The 16,887-nt window shown below is 42.0% G+C and carries 12 protein-coding genes; 11 read left to right on the top strand and 1 reads right to left on the bottom strand.

The window, feature by feature from the left end; genetic code table 11:
* Complete coding sequence (locus GWK51_RS02810; protein WP_161932582.1) at nucleotides 1-846, top strand: SDR family NAD(P)-dependent oxidoreductase; 846 nt, start codon at nucleotides 1-3, stop codon at nucleotides 844-846.
* 16 nt (nucleotides 847-862) lie between these two features.
* Nucleotides 863-2,461: a flavin-containing monooxygenase gene (locus GWK51_RS02805; protein ID WP_161932581.1), complete on the top strand. Its 1,599-nt coding sequence runs from the start codon at nucleotides 863-865 to the stop codon at nucleotides 2,459-2,461.
* Between the two features lie 105 nt (nucleotides 2,462-2,566).
* Here the strand turns inward: GWK51_RS02805 and gltA are convergent, their stop codons facing one another.
* Nucleotides 2,567-3,844 (bottom strand): citrate synthase, encoded by a 1,278-nt coding sequence (gene gltA, locus GWK51_RS02800; RefSeq protein WP_100240904.1) that lies wholly within the window; start codon nucleotides 3,842-3,844, stop codon nucleotides 2,567-2,569.
* Between the two features lie 997 nt (nucleotides 3,845-4,841).
* On the opposite strand from gltA, the gene sdhC reads away from it, so the two are divergent.
* The 9 genes from sdhC (at nucleotide 4,842) to sucD (ending at nucleotide 16,777) form a co-directional block, all read left to right on the top strand.
* Nucleotides 4,842-5,240, top strand: a complete 399-nt coding sequence (gene sdhC, locus GWK51_RS02795; RefSeq protein WP_142769276.1) for a succinate dehydrogenase, cytochrome b556 subunit — start codon at nucleotides 4,842-4,844, stop codon at nucleotides 5,238-5,240.
* Nucleotides 5,240-5,605 carry a succinate dehydrogenase, hydrophobic membrane anchor protein gene (gene sdhD, locus GWK51_RS02790; protein WP_004695554.1) on the top strand — a complete coding sequence of 122 codons (366 nt, stop codon included), beginning with the start codon at nucleotides 5,240-5,242 and terminating at the stop codon, nucleotides 5,603-5,605. Before sdhC ends, sdhD begins: the two co-directional genes overlap by 1 nt.
* A gap of 12 nt (nucleotides 5,606-5,617) precedes the next feature.
* Nucleotides 5,618-7,516, top strand: coding sequence for a succinate dehydrogenase flavoprotein subunit (sdhA, locus tag GWK51_RS02785; protein WP_142769275.1), 1,899 nt, complete (start codon nucleotides 5,618-5,620; stop codon nucleotides 7,514-7,516).
* Nucleotides 7,517-7,530: 14 nt separating this feature from the next.
* The gene (locus GWK51_RS02780; RefSeq protein ID WP_142769274.1) at nucleotides 7,531-8,241 is read left to right on the top strand and encodes a succinate dehydrogenase iron-sulfur subunit; all 711 of its coding nucleotides are present in this window, start codon (nucleotides 7,531-7,533) and stop codon (nucleotides 8,239-8,241) included.
* 745 nt (nucleotides 8,242-8,986) lie between these two features.
* The gene (locus GWK51_RS02775) at nucleotides 8,987-11,827 is read left to right on the top strand and encodes a 2-oxoglutarate dehydrogenase E1 component (RefSeq protein ID WP_216071689.1); all 2,841 of its coding nucleotides are present in this window, start codon (nucleotides 8,987-8,989) and stop codon (nucleotides 11,825-11,827) included.
* Nucleotides 11,827-13,041, top strand: coding sequence for a 2-oxoglutarate dehydrogenase complex dihydrolipoyllysine-residue succinyltransferase (gene odhB / locus GWK51_RS02770; protein WP_100240906.1), 1,215 nt, complete (start codon nucleotides 11,827-11,829; stop codon nucleotides 13,039-13,041). The genes GWK51_RS02775 and odhB overlap by 1 nt, the downstream gene beginning before the upstream one ends.
* 60 nt (nucleotides 13,042-13,101) lie before the next feature.
* On the top strand, nucleotides 13,102-14,535 hold the full coding sequence (gene lpdA, locus GWK51_RS02765) for a dihydrolipoyl dehydrogenase (RefSeq protein WP_161932579.1): 1,434 nt from the start codon (nucleotides 13,102-13,104) through the stop codon (nucleotides 14,533-14,535).
* Between the two features lie 173 nt (nucleotides 14,536-14,708).
* A complete protein-coding gene (sucC, locus tag GWK51_RS02760) occupies nucleotides 14,709-15,875 on the top strand; it encodes an ADP-forming succinate--CoA ligase subunit beta (RefSeq protein ID WP_161932578.1) in 1,167 nt (388 codons plus the stop codon).
* An 11-nt stretch (nucleotides 15,876-15,886) separates the two neighbouring features.
* Complete coding sequence (gene sucD, locus GWK51_RS02755) at nucleotides 15,887-16,777, top strand: succinate--CoA ligase subunit alpha (protein ID WP_100240908.1); 891 nt, start codon at nucleotides 15,887-15,889, stop codon at nucleotides 16,775-16,777.
* Nucleotides 16,778-16,887 lie beyond the last annotated feature (110 nt).

The following is a 16,887-nucleotide window of genomic DNA, read 5'->3' as shown; positions in this document are numbered from 1 at the left end:
ATGACAATATGGGAAAAAAGAACAAAGCCTAGTCAGCACGCCTACGCTGTTGTGACGGGTGCAGGAAGTGGAATAGGACGCAGTTTTGCGCTCGAACTTGCTCGTCGTGGCGGCACAGTGGTTTGTGCAGATATAAATTACAGTGCGGCCGAGCAAACGGTGGCACTGATTCGAACCAAATATCAGACCGCTGCTTTTGCAGTGCAATGTGATGTGGGTTGCGCAGAGCAAGTTCAAACTTTGGCGGAGCAAGCTGAACAACTGATGGGACATCCTACAACGCTGCTGATTAATAATGCAGGTGTTGGTTTGGGTGGGAAATTTGACGAGCTGAGTCTGGAGGACTGGCAGTGGTGTATGCAGGTCAATTTATGGGGAGTCATTCATGGTTGTCATTATTTTGTGCCTAAATTTAAGCAGCAAGGTTTTGGTGCCATTATTAATGTGGCATCGGCTGCGGGGTTTACAGCTGCTCCTGAAATGACAGCCTATAACGTGACCAAGTCGAGTGTGCTGTCACTCTCGGAAACACTTTCTGCAGAACTTCGCAATGCTCACATTCGTATAAATGTACTTTGTCCCACATTGGTGCCGACCAATATTATGAAAAATGGTCGCTTACCGCAGCATTATTCAGGGTTGGCAGATCATTTGTTGATGAACCATGCCTTTATCAACAGTGAGCAAGTGGCGATGCAAACCTTGGATCGCTTGGATGCAAACAAGCTGTATACCATTCCTCAGCCAGACGCCAAATTGTTCTGGTGGATGAAGCGTGCTGCACCGAGTTTGTATGTCAAGTTACTTGGAATGGGGTATCCGTTCTTTCAAAAATATGTGAAATAACAATAAGAGCTAAAACATGACAGAGAATACATTTCAGGACAATGCTGATCCTGAACTCGAACCTAGTTTAGAACATAGTGCAAGGAATCTTGGTGCGGATATACATGAATCGGCAATCAATCAAAAGAAACCTCAGCCACGAAGCAAGGTAAAGCAATCACATGCCACGCATGTATATGATTGCATTGTGATTGGTGCGGGAATTTCTGGTATTGCTGCCGCTTATAAAATGAGACAAGCGGATTATCATGACTTTGTCGTGCTGGAAAAAGCAGATCGAGTTGGGGGAACGTGGCGCGATAACACCTATCCAGGCTGTGGCTGCGATGTACCTTCAGCGCTGTATTCATTTTCTTTTGCCCCCAGTCATCAATGGAGTCATCTATTTGCCAAGCAGGCAGAGATTCTGACGTATCTAGAACAAGTCACCCATCAATTTAAACTGATCGACAAGATTAAATTCAAGCATGAGCTTTTTTCTGCCAAGTGGAATGAGTCACAGCAGCAATGGAACTTGCAGACTACAAAGGGGGTATTTCGGGCCAAAACGGTTGTTTTCTCTACAGGACCCATTACAGAACCGGCTCTGCCTAAAATCAAAGGAATAGATACGTTTAATGGTGAAATGTTTCATTCTGCACGCTGGAATCATGACGTGGATTTAACTGGAAAGCGGATCGCAGTGGTTGGTACAGGGGCATCCGCAATTCAGTTTATTCCACAGATTCAACCGCAGGCGGAGAAACTGATCGTATTTCAGCGCACCGCGCCGTGGGTGTTACCAAAAGCTGATCTTAGCTTAAATAAAACTGCAAAAGGGGTGATAGAAAAATATCCTGTTATTCAACAGTTATGGCGCAGCAGTGTGGCGCAAATTCTGAATGGGATCAATTTTGGTTTGCGGCATCCGCAGCTGCTTGAACCGATCAATGTATTAAGTAAGCAGTTGCTAAAGCTGCAAATTCAAGATTCAACAATACGAAAACATGTCACGCCAAATTTTTCCATAGGATGTAAACGGCTGTTATTTGCCAATAATTACTATCCTGCACTGCAGCAAGACAATGTGCAGCTCGTACCACAGGGTTTGGTTGAAATTCAGGGAAATCAGCTGATTGCTGCGAATGGTGATCGACATGAGGTCGATGTGATTATTTGGGGTACTGGCTTTGAAGTGTCACATCCACCAATTGGTCAACGAGTTTATGATGCGCAAGGTCAGCTTTTGGCTGAGCGATGGCAGGACAGTTCTCCAGAAGCCTTCTTGGGAACAAGTTTGGAGCAGGTGCCGAATGCCTTTTTGGTGCTAGGCCCCAATATTTTGGTTTATGATTCTTTTATCGGAATTGCTGAGGCGCAGTTGGATTACATTATCAGTGGTCTGTTACAGATGAAAAATCAGCAGATTAAGCGTATGGAAATCAAGCCTGAGGTGCTTCGTCAGCATAATCATGCCGTGCAAACACATTTACAGACCACAGTGTTTAATCGGGGCGGTTGTAAGTCGTACTATTTAGACCAAAATGGACGAAATTTCGCTGCGTGGCCATGGTCGCTTAAGCAATTGAAGCAAAAACTGCAAAAGTTAGATTTAGAGCATTATCATGTAAGTTAATGCTTAAGCCTGATCAAATCCAGTAAGTTCTGATCAATCATAATTTTCTTAAGGCATAAAAAAACCACCCAAAGGGTGGTTTTTTTAATCATCAATTCTTGCGAATTAACGACCTTGGATGTCACGTTGAACTTCACCAGTGTAAAGCTGACGTGGACGACCAATTTTGTAAGGTCCGCTGTGCATTTCTAACCAGTGGCTGATCCAACCAACAGTACGTGCAAGTGCGAAGATTACAGTAAACATTTCTGTAGGGATACCAATCGCTTTAAGGATGATACCTGAGTAGAAGTCTACGTTCGGGTAAAGGTTACGCTTGATGAAGTATTCATCAGATAACGCGATACGCTCAAGTTCCATAGCAAGTTCAAGCTGTGGATCGTTGATGCCAAGTGCACCAAGAACTTCGTCGCAAGTCTCTTTCATTACTTTAGCACGAGGGTCAAAGTTCTTATAAACGCGGTGACCGAAGCCCATTAACTTAACTTCTTTAGTCTTCACTTTTTCCATGAAGCCAGCAACGTTTTCTACAGTGCCGATTTCATCAAGCATCTTAAGAACAGCTTCGTTCGCACCACCGTGAGCAGGGCCCCAAAGTGCAGAGATACCAGCAGCGATACATGCATATGGGTTAGCACCAGTAGAACCAGCTAAACGTACAGTAGACGTAGACGCATTTTGTTCGTGGTCAGCATGAAGCGTGAAGATACGGTCCATTGCTTTTGCAAGAATAGGGTTTACTTTGTAATCGCGGTCTGCTGGAGTAGCAAACATCATATGCAAGAAGTTTTCTGCATAGTTCAAGTCATTACGTGGGTAAACAAATGGCTGACCTACAGTGTACTTGTAGCTCCAAGCTGCAAGTGTAGGTACTTTCGCGATTAAGCGAATTGCAGTGATTTCACGGTGGTTAACATCTTCGATGTCTAAACCATTGTGATAGAACGCAGAAAGTGCACCCACTACACCAACCATGATTGCCATAGGGTGAGCGTCACGACGGAAACCATTGAAGAAACGGCTTACTTGGTCGTGAACCATCGTGTGGTTACGTACTTTAGCGTCAAATTCAACTTTTTGCTCAGCAGTTGGAAGCTCGCCATTTAATAATAGGTAGCAAGTTTCTAAGTAGTCTGCTTTAGTTGCAAGTTGGTCAATTGGGTAACCGCGGTGTAAAAGTACACCTTTGTTACCATCAATGAAGGTAATTTTTGATTCGCAAGCTGCTGTAGCCATAAAACCAGGATCAAAAGTAAAGTGACCTGCGGCCAACACATCCTTAACGTCGATTACATCTGGGCCCAATGTGCCGCTGTAAATTGGTAATTCAATTTCTTTGCCATCAAGCTGTAATACGGCTTTTTTGCCAGTTGCTTCAGACATTCAATAGATCTCCTGTCCTGGTGAATGTTTAATCTGACTCGTAGTACTAATCTTTTAATGCGCGAATCAGACGGATCAAAAATTTGCTAATTAGATTAGAGCGTACTGGATTTTTGTCAATTATACTTATGGATAAAAAACTGACGTTCACACAGAGGCTTAGTCAAATCCTTCCTTAGAGATATGAGTAAAATCACAGCACCGCCGCGCTATGATATGTCAAAAAATTATAGAGGTGCAGAAAAAAAACGGGGCAGTCGCTGAATTGTAAATATTTATATAAATTATAGGTCTGTGTTTTTTGAACAAATGGTGTGAGCATTTACACCTGAAATTTATCTAATTTTCATAACTTACATATTTTTTTGTTCAAATTTTATTTCATTTTATTGAGAAATTTGGCATTTAATTCTAAGACCAAAGATGTGTTTAATTGATCAAAAAATGACTAATTGAATTTGCGAAATGGCTTAAAAAATAGCCATTGCACGTCATTTTTTGCAATTTTTGCGTAATTTAAACCCATCAAATTAATCAGTGATAGGTATTTAATTTTGGCTAAGTCGTTATTTAATCTGGTTATATCTGGAAAATATCGCTCTAAATAAATAGTGAACATTTTGATAGGAAATGCAAGTCTTTCCATATAAAGGAAAGGATTATCAAATAGAGCGAATATTCTAATTATCTTTAGTCTAAAGTTGAACAGGGGAATAGTGGCAGTCCGTGCCCTCAAAAAGAGTGGATAAGTGATAAAAACCAATAGCATAGCATTAGATTTTAGCTAAATTATTGGTTTATATAGAATGTTTGCTTTTGTGAATGATTCTTATTTAAGTATTTTTTGTTAAAAAACCAGTCTTTGATTGTTTGTATTTTGACTTTTCGCGTTTTATAATTCGATGTCGTTTTAAGTTTAGGCATTTGCTTGCCTGACAATGCCAGCTTTCCTTCGAATTAATTCCAACAAACTCCGGATGGAGTTTTTACTTACAGGATGCCCGCTGTGAAAAGCAACAGACCTGTCAATTTGTCCATGGGTCAAGTTTTAGAAGTAAACTTAAAATCCCCTGTGGCTATTGCATCAATTTTACACCGTCTATCTGGTGTCATCGTATTTTTACTCGTACCGGTACTTTTATGGATTTTAGACAAGTCATTGTCTTCTCCAGAAGGTTTTGCGCAAGTGCAAGCTATTTTCAATAGTTTCATCGTGCGTTTTGTCGTATGGGTATTTGTAGCCGGCTTAATTTTCCACTTTATTGCGGGTGTTAAGCATTTACTTGCGGATCTTGGCGTTGCTGAAGAACTGCAAAGTGGTCGTGTCGCAGCTACTATTTCATTGATCTTGTCTGCAATCGGTATCATTGCGGCATTTGTATGGATTGTTATCTAATGAAAAGTGCTACTGGTTTAACGGGTTCAGGTTCTCGTGATTGGTTTATCCAACGCGTAAGTGCTGTCGTATTAGCAGTTTATACGGTTGTTGTTTTAGGTTGGATCCTATGCAATGGCGGTTTTAGCTACGAACAGTGGTACGGCTTTATGATGACAGCTCCAATGAAGATCTTATCTTTATTAGCCGTCTTATCTCTTGTTGCACATGCATGGATTGGTATGTGGCAAGTATTCACAGACTATGTGACTACTCGTCAAATGGGTCCTTCAGCTTCAGGTTTACGCCTTGTACTGACTTCAGCAGTAATTATTGCTGTATTTGCATATGCGATCTGGGCAATCCAGATTTTTTGGGCGAATTGATAGGAAGAGATCATGGGCGCTATAACCCCTAAAGAAGATTACACAAATATTCCACACGAAACTTTCGATGCAGTCATCGTTGGTGGTGGTGGTTCTGGTATGCGCGCGTCTTACCAACTTGCTCAAGCTGGTTTAAAAGTTGCGGTTCTGACTAAAGTATTCCCAACACGTTCACATACAGTTGCAGCGCAAGGTGGTATTGGTGCATCTCTTGGTAACATGCAAGAAGATAACTGGCACTACCACTTCTACGATACTGTTAAAGGTTCTGACTGGTTAGGTGACCAAGACGCGATTGAATTTATGACGCGTGAAGCACCGCAAGTAGTTTATGAACTAGAACACTTGGGTATGCCATTTGACCGTAATGCAGACGGTACGATTTACCAACGTCCATTCGGTGGTCACTCTGCAAACTACGGTGAAAAAGCGGTTCCACGTGCTTGTGCTGCTGCCGACCGTACAGGTCACGCACTTCTTCACACGCTTTATCAAAGCAACGTGAAGATGGGTACTCAATTCTTCGTTGAATGGATTGCGCTTGACTTAATCCGTAACGAAGCAGGCGATGTACTGGGTGTGACTGCATACGACCAAGAAACGGGTAAAATTGCAGTATTCCAAGCGAAAGCGACATTGTTTGCTACAGGTGGTGCGGGTCGTGTTTACCGTGCATCTACTAACGCATATATCAATACTGGTGACGGTCTTGGTATGGCGGCTCGTGCAGGTATTCCATTACAAGATATGGAATTCTGGCAATTCCACCCGACGGGTGTTGCTGGCGCAGGCGTATTGTTGACCGAAGGCTGTCGTGGTGAAGGTGCGATCCTTCGTAACGATGCTGGTGAGCCGTTCATGGAACGCTATGCACCAACTTTAAAAGACTTGGCACCACGTGACTTCGTATCACGTTCTATGGACCAAGAAATTAAAGAAGGTCGTGGTTGTGGTCCTAAGAAAGACTACATCTTGCTTGATATGACGCACTTGGGTGCGGAAACGATCATGAAACGTCTTCCATCTGTATTTGAGATTGGTAAGAAATTCGCGAACGTTGACATCACCAAAGAGCCAATTCCTGTAGTACCGACAATCCATTACCAAATGGGTGGTATTCCTACAAACATTCATGGTCAAGTTGTTGTGCCTGAAAGTGTTGAAACTTCACCACTTGAAGCGAACTACAACAAAGAGACTGATGTTTATTCTACCAATGCGGGTGAACGTAACTTCACTAAGCCGGTAAAAGGTTTCTATGCAATTGGTGAATGTTCTTGCGTATCTGTACATGGTGCAAACCGTTTAGGTACTAACTCACTGCTTGACTTGGTTGTATTTGGTAAAGCTGCTGGTGAACACATCATCGACTACGTGACTAAACACCACGGTGACGAATACCAGCCGCTTCCTACAACTGTACTTGAGCAAACTGTTGCACGTATCCGTAAATTGGATGAGTCAACAACAGGTGAAAATGCACAAGAAGTTGCTGATGCAATTCGTGATATCGTACAAGACCATGCTGGTGTATTCCGTACAGAAGCATTGCTTGACAAAGGTGTGAAAGAAATTCTTGCGATTGAATCACGCGTTCGCAACATTCATTTGAAAGACAAATCTAAAGTATTTAACACTGCGCGTATTGAAGCTCTAGAAGTTGAAAACTTGTATGAAGTTGCTAAAGCGACCTTGATTTCTGCTGCTGCACGTAAAGAATGTCGTGGTGCACATACGGTTGTAGATTTTGAAGAGTCTCCAGATCATCCAGAATACCCATATGGTCGTCGTGATGATGAGTGGATGAAGCACACATTATGGTTCTCTGCTGACAACCGTCTAGAGTACAAACCAGTGCGTTACAAGCCGCTATCTGTAGCAGCTATTCCACCTAAACCACGTACATTCTAATTAGGAGAAGTAAGATGAGTAGAGGTACTCGTACATTTAATATCTACCGCTACGATCCTGATAAGGATGCAGCACCGTACATGCAGACGTTTAAGCTTGAATTGACTGACAAGCACCGCATGTTGCTTGATGCGCTTCTTGCATTGAAAGTACAAGATGAAACTTTAACGTTCCGTCGTTCATGCCGTGAAGGTATTTGTGGTTCTGATGGTGTAAACATCAATGGTAAAAATGGTTTAGCGTGTCTTTGGAACCTAAACGACTTGCCAGACGTAATTACTGTTCGTCCGCTTCCTGGTCTTCCAGTTGTGAAAGACTTGGTTGTAGATATGAACCAGTTCTACGATCAGTACAATAAAATTCATCCATTCTTGATTAACAATCAACCTGCACCACCGAAAGAGCGTTTACAGTCTCCTGAAGATCGTGAACACTTAGATGGTCTTTATGAATGTATTTTGTGTGCATGCTGTTCAACTTCATGCCCATCATTCTGGTGGAACCCAGACAAATTCTTGGGTCCATCTGCATTGTTGAACGCGTATCGTTTCATTATCGATTCACGTGATACAGCAACTCAAGAGCGTTTGGCGCGTCTTGACGACCCATTCTCATTGTTCCGTTGTAAAGGGATCATGAACTGTGTATCTGTTTGTCCTAAGGGCTTAAACCCGACAAAAGCAATCGGTCACATCCGTAATATGCTTTTGGATATGGCTGGCTAATTGCTGCATATGTAAAGGTTGAAAAAAGCACACTTTCGGGTGTGCTTTTTTATTGCGGTCATTATTTGGGGCGAAACTTTGTATTTACTGCTGAGTGATGAAAGGCTAGGCGGAATTTGTGCAATTCATGTAAAAAGGAGCGGATTATTTGTGTTGTAAGTGCGCTAGTCGCGTAGAATAAATGCTATTATATAACGTTAGAAAAGGGCAGTTTGTGAGAAGATGCTCTTTTTTGCTATTTGTAAAACTGGAATTGGACTTTGGTCTAAATTGCATGTTGTTTAACGATAAAGCACCATAGTTTACATCATGAAATTCAATGTGTATTTCGCTGATTTATGAATGGTATGTGTCAAAAAAATCAATTGATCTTATGGGATCATGTTACGATTTGATACATCGTTATATTGAAAAAATGATGGTTATTTTATACACATTTTTTCATAAAAATTGAGAGCTTAATGGCTTGAAAGTGGTTTTAGAAAAGCTAAATCGAGAATTTATTTTTTCTAAAACGATTTTGCAAAAAATTGCTCGGTTTCGGTCGAGTATTTATGGATGAGTGATGATGCCATTGAGGGTGTTGTTGTTCATTTTACACATCAGGATAATCCTAATGTGGTGATAACGCCCTGAGGCTAATGTCTGCTGGGGACTAATGTCATGTTACCAATTTGACATTATCAATCATGGGGTTGCTTAAAAGGCACCTGAAATATTTTTGCAATAGGAAATGGGTCCACAAATGCAAGAAGTTGCTGACGCTCTGCGTCTTGACACTGAACTTTCCGCTGATAGTGCAGCGTATATTGAAGAACTTTATGAGCAGTATTTGACGTCACCTGAATCAGTTGGAGCTGATTGGCGCACTTACTTCGATAAATTCCCGAAAGGTGATCAACCACACAGTAATGTACGTGAGCAATTCCTCTTATTAGGTCGCAATTCAAGTCGTGTTCAGGCCGTGGTTCAAAGCACAGTCAGTACTGAACATGAGCGTCGTCAAATTGGCGTATTACAACTTATTGCAGCGTATCGTAACCGTGGTCACCAGAAAGCAAAGCTTGATCCATTAGGTTTGGCGAAACGTGAAATCGTTCCAGATCTTGATCTAGCTGCACACGGTTTGACCCAATCAGATTTAGATACTGTATTTAATACAGGCAATTTGCTTATCGGTAAAGATGAAGCAACTTTAGGTGAAATGGTTCAAGCCATGGAAGCAACGTATTGTGCTTCGATTGGTGCAGAATACATGCATATTGTTGATACCAAAGAAAAACGTTGGATTCAACAACGCCTTGAAGGGGCACGTGGTCAATTCAATTTCACTGCAGAACAAAAGAAACACGTATTAGAGCGTTTGACTGCAGCTGAAGGTCTAGAAAAATTCCTTGGTAACAAATACGTCGGTGCGAAACGTTTCGGTGTTGAAGGCGGTGAATCGTTCATTCCAATGGTTGATGCTTTAATTCAACGTGCAGGTTCTGTAGGTTGTAAAGAAGTTGTGATTGGTATGCCACACCGTGGTCGTTTAAACCTTCTGGTTAACATCATGGGTAAAAACCCAGCAGACCTATTTGGTGAGTTCGAAGGTAAGAGCTTACATAAAAAAGGTTCTGGTGACGTTAAATACCACCAAGGTTTCTCTTCAAATGTAATGACTCCAGGTGGTGAAGTTCACTTGGCATTAGCATTTAACCCATCGCACTTAGAAATCGTTGGACCAGTAGTTGAAGGTTCTGTACGTGCACGTCAAGTACGTCGTAAAGACATTGGCGGTGACGATGTATTACCAGTGATCGTTCACGGTGATGCTGCATTTGCAGGTCAAGGTGTAAACCAAGAAACCTTCCAAATGTCACAAACCCGTGGTTACACAGTAGGTGGTACGGTTCATATTGTAGTAAACAACCAAGTTGGTTTTACAACATCTGACCCACGTGATGCGCGTTCTACAGAATACTGTACAGACATCGCGAAAATGATCCAAGCACCGATTTTCCATGTGAACGGTGATGATCCTGAATCAGTATTGTTTGTTGCTCAATTGGCACATGATTTCCGTCATACATTCCGTAAAGACGTAGTCATTGACATGTTCTGTTACCGTCGTCGTGGTCATAACGAAGCGGACGAGCCAGCAGCAACACAACCGATGATGTATCAAGTCATCAACAAGAAAACGACTACACGTGCGTTATATGCAGACCAATTGGTTCAAGAAAACGTGTTGGATCGTGCTAAAGCAGATCAAATGATTGAAGACTACCGTGCTGATTTAGAAGCAGGTAATCACGTTGCAAATGCCTTGGTACTTGAGCCAAATACAAAAATGTTTGTAGATTGGACACCGTACTTAGGTCACGAATACACTGATATTTGGGATACAACGTTCTCTGAAGATCGCTTAAAAGAACTTGGTCGCACCATGCGCGAGCTTCCTGAAGGCTTCGTAATGCAGCGTCAAGTTGCGAAAGTGATTGATGATCGCTTGAAAATGCAAACTGGTGAAATGCCGTTGAACTGGGGTGCAGCTGAAACTTTAGCTTATGCAACTTTGTTGGATGATGGCTATTTAGTACGCTTAACTGGTGAAGACGTTGGTCGTGGTACATTCTCGCATCGTCATGCGAAATTACATAATCAAGTTGACGGTTCTACTTATATTCCACTTTGCCACATCAAAGAAAACCAACCGCGTGTTGCTGTTTATGATTCTTTATTGTCTGAAATGGCAGTATTGGCATTTGAATATGGTTATGCAACCACATTGCCAAAGAGCTTGGTCATTTGGGAAGCTCAATTCGGTGACTTCGCAAACTGTGCACAGGTTGTAATTGACCAGTTCATCGCTTCTGGTGAAACCAAGTGGGAACGTGTTTGTGGTTTAACTATGTTGTTACCACACGGTTTTGAAGGTCAAGGTCCAGAACACTCATCTGCACGTTTAGAACGTTTCTTGCAGCTATGTGCTGAAGACAACATGCAAGTGATGACGCCGACTACACCTGCTCAGATTTTCCATGCTTTACGTCGTCAGGCTGTTCGCCCAATTCGTAAGCCAATGATCATCATGTCACCGAAGTCTTTACTTCGTCACAAACTTGCAACTTCAACTTTAAATGAACTTGCAACGGGTACATTCCAGACTGTGATTGATGAAGTTGATCAAATCAACAAAGCTGACGTAACGCGTCTTGTTCTTTGTGGTGGTAAAGTTTATTACGACCTATTAGAAAAACGTCGTGAGCAAGGTTTAAACAACGTTGCAATTGTTCGTATTGAACAATTGTATCCGTACCCAGAACAACGTATTGCTGAAGTCTTTGCTTCTTATCCAAACCTTAAAGATGTAGTTTGGACGCAAGAAGAGCCTAAGAACCAAGGCGCTTGGTTATTCATTGCTCCTCGTTTATATGACGATGTAATGAAATCAGGTAAACAAGTTCGTATCAGTTATGCAGGTCGTGAAGCTTCTGCTGCACCGGCTTGTGGTTCACCATATTTGCACGCAAAACAACAAGCTCAGCTGGTTAATGACGCTTTAGCGATCGTAGCTGAACAATCAGGAGATTCTAAATAATGGCAACCGAAATTAAAGCACCGGTATTCCCAGAGTCAGTTGCAGACGGTACGATCGCAACTTGGCACAAACAACCAGGTGAAGCAGTATCACGTGATGAAGTGATCTGTGACATTGAAACAGATAAAGTTGTTTTAGAAGTAGTTGCTCCTGCTGACGGTACAATCGTTGCAATCATTAAAAATGAAGGTGACACAGTTCTTTCTGCTGAAGTAATTGCTCAGTTTGAAGAAGGTGCGGTTTCTGGTGCTGCTGCAACTGAAGCGGTTCAAGGTGAAGCAAAAGTTGAACAAGCTGCTGCAAACACTCAAGCGGGTGCTGCTCCAGTTGTAGAACGTGCTCAACAAGTTCAAGACCAAGCTCCTGCAGTTCGTAAAGCATTAACTGAAACTGGTATTGCTGCTGCTGACGTAGCGGGTACTGGTCGTGGTGGTCGTATCACGAAAGAAGATGTTGCAAACCACCAAACTAAACCAGCTGCTGCTGTTGCACCTTTAAGTGTTGCAGTTGGCGAGCGTATTGAGAAACGTGTTCCAATGACACGTCTTCGTAAGCGTGTTGCTGAGCGTTTACTTGCAGCGACTCAAGAAACTGCAATGTTAACGACGTTCAATGAAGTGAACATGAAGCCAATCATGGAAATGCGTGCGCAATACAAAGACGCATTCGAGAAGCGTCATGGTGCGCGTCTTGGCTTTATGTCTTTCTTTGTTAAAGCGGCAACTGAAGCGCTTAAACGCTACCCAGCGGTGAACGCATCAATTGATGGCGACGACATTGTTTACCATGGTTACTATGACATCGGTGTAGCTGTATCCTCTGACCGTGGTTTAGTGGTACCTGTACTCCGTGATACTGACCGTATGAACTACGCTGAAGTTGAAAACGGTATCCGTGACTACGCTTATAAAGCACGTGACGGTAAATTAGGGATCGAAGACATGACTGGCGGTACGTTCACCATTACTAACGGTGGTACATTCGGTTCATTGCTTTCTACGCCAATTTTGAACACACCACAAACTGCAATTCTAGGTATGCACAAAATCCAAGAGCGTCCTATGGCAGTGAATGGTCAAGTAGAAATCTTGCCAATGATGTATTTAGCGCTTTCTTATGACCACCGTTTAATCGATGGTAAAGAAGCTGTAGGTTTCTTGGTAACAATCAAAGAATTGTTAGAAGAACCAGCTAAATTGATCCTTGACCTTTAATCGATAGAATAAAAATAACAGGCTTAGAGCGATCCTCTAAGCCTGTATTTGGAGATAAACATGTCTCAACAATTTGATCTTGTTGTAATTGGCGGTGGCCCAGGCGGCTATGAAGCAGCGATTCGTGCAGCGCAATTAGGTTTTAAAGTTGCGTGTATCGAAAAACGTATTCACAAAGGTAAGCCATCTTTAGGTGGTACTTGCTTAAACGTGGGTTGTATTCCTTCTAAAGCATTGCTTGACTCATCTCACCGCTATGAAGATACAGTTCATCATTTAGATGATCACGGTATTACAACAAGTGAAGTGAAGTTCGACTTGGCTAAAATGCTGGATCGTAAGGATAAAATCGTTAACCAATTAACTATGGGTGTCGATGGCCTTCTTAAAGGTAATGGTATCGAATGGTTAAAAGGTACGGGTAAATTACTTGCTGGTAAAAAAGTTGAGTTTGTTTCTCATGAAGGTGAAACTCAAATTTTAGAGCCAAAATATGTGATCCTTGCATCTGGTTCTGTGCCTGTAAATATTCCTGTAGCTCCTGTTGATCAAGACATTATTGTTGATTCAACGGGCGCTTTAGAATTCCAAGAAGTTCCTCAGCGTTTAGGTGTAATTGGTGCTGGCGTAATTGGTTTAGAACTTGGTTCAGTGTGGCGTCGTCTAGGTGCTGAAGTTGTTGTATTTGAAGCAATGGATGCATTCTTACCAATGGCTGATAAAGCATTGGCTAAAGATTACCAAAAAGTATTGACTAAACAAGGTTTAGACATTCGTGTAGGCGCTAAAGTTGCTGGTACTGAAGTTAACGGTCGTGAAGTGACAGTTAAGTACACGCAAGGTGGCGAAGACAAGACTCAAACTTTCGATAAATTAATCGTTTGTGTTGGTCGTCGTGCTTATGCAGAAGGTTTATTGGCTGATGATTCAGGTATTAAACTCACTGAACGTGGTTTAGTTGAGGTGAACGATTGGTGTGCAACTTCTGTTGAAGGTGTATATGCAATTGGTGACTTAGTACGTGGTCCAATGCTTGCGCATAAAGCAATGGAAGAAGGCGTAATGGCGGTTGAACGTATTCACGGTCATGCTGCACAAGTGAACTATGACACAATCATTTCTGTAATCTATACACATCCTGAAGCGGCGTGGGTAGGTTTAACAGAAGAGCAAGCGAAAGAAAAAGGCCATGAAGTTAAAACGGGTCAATTTGGTTTCGCTGCAAATGGTCGTGCAATGGCTGCTGGTGAAAATGCTGGTTTCGTGAAGTTCGTTGCGGATGCAAAAACTGACCGTTTATTGGGTATGCACGTGATTGGACCAGCTGCGTCTGATATCGTGCATCAAGGTATGATCGCACTTGAATTTGTATCTTCTGTTGAAGATCTACAGTTGATGACATTTGGTCACCCAACTTTCTCTGAAGTTGTACATGAAGCTGCCTTGGCCGTTGATGGTCGAGCGATTCACGCAATTCAGCGTAAGCGTAAGTAAGATTAAAAAAGAGCGGTTTAAACCGCTCTTTTTTACTTTTAACGGTTGTTTTTAGCAGAACAATCTACTACAAATAAGAAAGAAAAATCGAAATAAGGACTAATACCAAGAAGACGTAAGTCCGAGGATTAGTCAGTCTATAACAAAGCGAAAAAGTAGTAAAAGGTTAGTCAATGAATCTACATGAGTATCAAGCCAAAGCGTTATTAAAAAAATATGGTATGCCTGTTCAAGAAGGTGTATTGGCAACTAACGCAGAAGAAGCAGTGAAAGCCTTTGAGCAGCTTGGTGGCAAGTTTGCGGTAATGAAAGCACAAGTTCATGCAGGTGGTCGCGGTAAAGCGGGCGGCGTGAAGGTAGTGAAGTCCAGTATTGAAGCGGCGGACTATGCCAATCACATTATCGGTACTCGTTTAGTAACGTATCAAACAGATGCAAATGGACAGCCTGTTAACAGCGTATTGGTTTGTGAAGATGTTTATCCTGTAGAACGTGAATTATATTTGGGCGCGGTGGTAGACCGTTCTAGCCGACGCGTGACTTTCATGGCATCCACTGAAGGTGGTGTTGAAATTGAAAAAGTAGCAGAAGAAACACCTGAGAAAATTATTAAAGTTGAAGTTGATCCATTGGTAGGCTTACAACCATTTCAGGCACGTGAAGTAGCCTTTGCTCTGAAACTTAAAGATGCTCAAGTCACTCAATTCGTTAAAATTATGACTGCGGCTTACCAAGCCTTTGTTGAAAATGACTTTGCTTTATTTGAAATTAACCCACTCTCAGTTCGTGAAAATGGCGAAATTTTATGTGTCGATGCCAAAGTCGGCATTGATTCAAATGCCTTGTATCGTTTACCTGAAATATTAGCTTTACGTGATAAATCTCAAGAGAATGAACGTGAGCTGAAAGCTTCTGAGTTTGATCTGAACTATGTGGCTTTAGAAGGTAACATCGGCTGTATGGTCAATGGTGCGGGCTTGGCGATGGCAACTATGGACATCATTAAACTATATGGTGGACAACCTGCAAACTTCTTGGACGTAGGTGGTGGTGCAACCAAAGAACGTGTGATTGAAGCGTTTAAACTGATTTTGGCAGATACTTCTGTGCAGGGTGTATTGATTAATATTTTTGGTGGAATTGTTCGTTGTGACATGATTGCAGAAGCGATTATTGCTGCGGTAGAGGAAGTTCATGTAGAAGTTCCTGTTGTGGTTCGTTTAGAAGGAAATAATGCCGAGTTAGGGGCAAAAATTCTGGATGAATCAGGTTTGAAATTAACTTCTGCAAATGGTCTGGCTGATGCTGCAGAAAAAATTGTTGCCGCAGTAAAAGCATAAGGAGTTCCACAATGAGCGTATTAATTAATAAAAACACAAAAGTATTGGTACAGGGTTTTACGGGTAAGAATGGGACGTTTCATTCTGCACAAGCGCTGGATTATGGAACCAAAGTGGTGGGCGGCGTAACCCCGGGTAAAGGTGGAACCACACATTTAGATTTACCTGTATTTAACACCATGAAAGACGCAGTACGTGAAACTCAGGCAGATGCTTCTGTGATTTATGTTCCTGCACCATATGTACTAGATTCCATTGTAGAAGCGGTAGATTCAGGTGTTGGACTGATTGTTGTGATTACGGAAGGTGTCCCAACGATTGATATGCTGAAAGCCAAGCGTTATTTAGAGACCAATGGCAATGGTACGCGTTTGGTTGGTCCAAACTGTCCAGGTGTGATTACTCCAGGGGAATGTAAGATTGGGATTATGCCAGGGCATATTCATCAGCCAGGTCGTATCGGCATTATTTCACGTTCAGGCACGTTAACTTACGAAGCGGTTGCGCAGACCACTAAATTAGGTTTAGGGCAATCAACTTGTATCGGTATTGGTGGAGACCCGATTCCAGGGATGAACCAAATTGATGCATTAAAACTGTTCCAAGATGACCCAGACACTGATGCAATCATTATGATTGGTGAAATTGGTGGGACAGCAGAAGAAGAAGCCGCTGAATATATTCAGTCGAATGTGTCAAAACCTGTTGTAGGTTATATTGCGGGTGTAACAGCGCCAAAAGGTAAGCGTATGGGACATGCTGGTGCAATTATCTCAGGGGGTAAAGGTACCGCCGAAGAAAAATTCGCAGCTTTTGAGCGTGCTGGAATGGCGTATACTCGTAGCCCTGCAGAGTTAGGTGCGACCATGCTACAAGTATTAAAAGAGAAAGGTTTAGCTTAAGTTTTAAATTTAAAAAAATCCCCTATATAGGGGATTTTTTTAAATTTAAAGTACGGGATAAAACTATTTAAAAATTGAGCTTTGTATCAAAATTTTTTTTACAAAACAGT

The sequence above is a fragment of the Acinetobacter kanungonis genome, from assembly GCF_009939195.1.
GTDB lineage: Bacteria > Pseudomonadota > Gammaproteobacteria > Pseudomonadales > Moraxellaceae > Acinetobacter > Acinetobacter kanungonis.
This window is presented reverse-complemented; position numbering and strand designations above follow the sequence as displayed.

Bases quoted from the DNA above. Each gene is read 5' to 3' on its own strand.
- GWK51_RS02810 (WP_161932582.1), top strand. From the start codon at position 1: ATGACAATATGGGAAAAAAGAACAAAGCCTAGTCAGCACGCCTACGCT.
- GWK51_RS02805 (WP_161932581.1), top strand. From the start codon at position 863: ATGACAGAGAATACATTTCAGGACAATGCTGATCCTGAACTCGAACCT.
- gltA (WP_100240904.1), bottom strand. From the start codon at position 3,844: ATGTCTGAAGCAACTGGCAAAAAAGCCGTATTACAGCTTGATGGCAAA.
- sdhC (WP_142769276.1), top strand. From the start codon at position 4,842: ATGCCCGCTGTGAAAAGCAACAGACCTGTCAATTTGTCCATGGGTCAA.
- sdhD (WP_004695554.1), top strand. From the start codon at position 5,240: ATGAAAAGTGCTACTGGTTTAACGGGTTCAGGTTCTCGTGATTGGTTT.
- sdhA (WP_142769275.1), top strand. From the start codon at position 5,618: ATGGGCGCTATAACCCCTAAAGAAGATTACACAAATATTCCACACGAA.
- GWK51_RS02780 (WP_142769274.1), top strand. From the start codon at position 7,531: ATGAGTAGAGGTACTCGTACATTTAATATCTACCGCTACGATCCTGAT.
- GWK51_RS02775 (WP_216071689.1), top strand. From the start codon at position 8,987: ATGCAAGAAGTTGCTGACGCTCTGCGTCTTGACACTGAACTTTCCGCT.
- odhB (WP_100240906.1), top strand. From the start codon at position 11,827: ATGGCAACCGAAATTAAAGCACCGGTATTCCCAGAGTCAGTTGCAGAC.
- lpdA (WP_161932579.1), top strand. From the start codon at position 13,102: ATGTCTCAACAATTTGATCTTGTTGTAATTGGCGGTGGCCCAGGCGGC.
- sucC (WP_161932578.1), top strand. From the start codon at position 14,709: ATGAATCTACATGAGTATCAAGCCAAAGCGTTATTAAAAAAATATGGT.
- sucD (WP_100240908.1), top strand. From the start codon at position 15,887: ATGAGCGTATTAATTAATAAAAACACAAAAGTATTGGTACAGGGTTTT.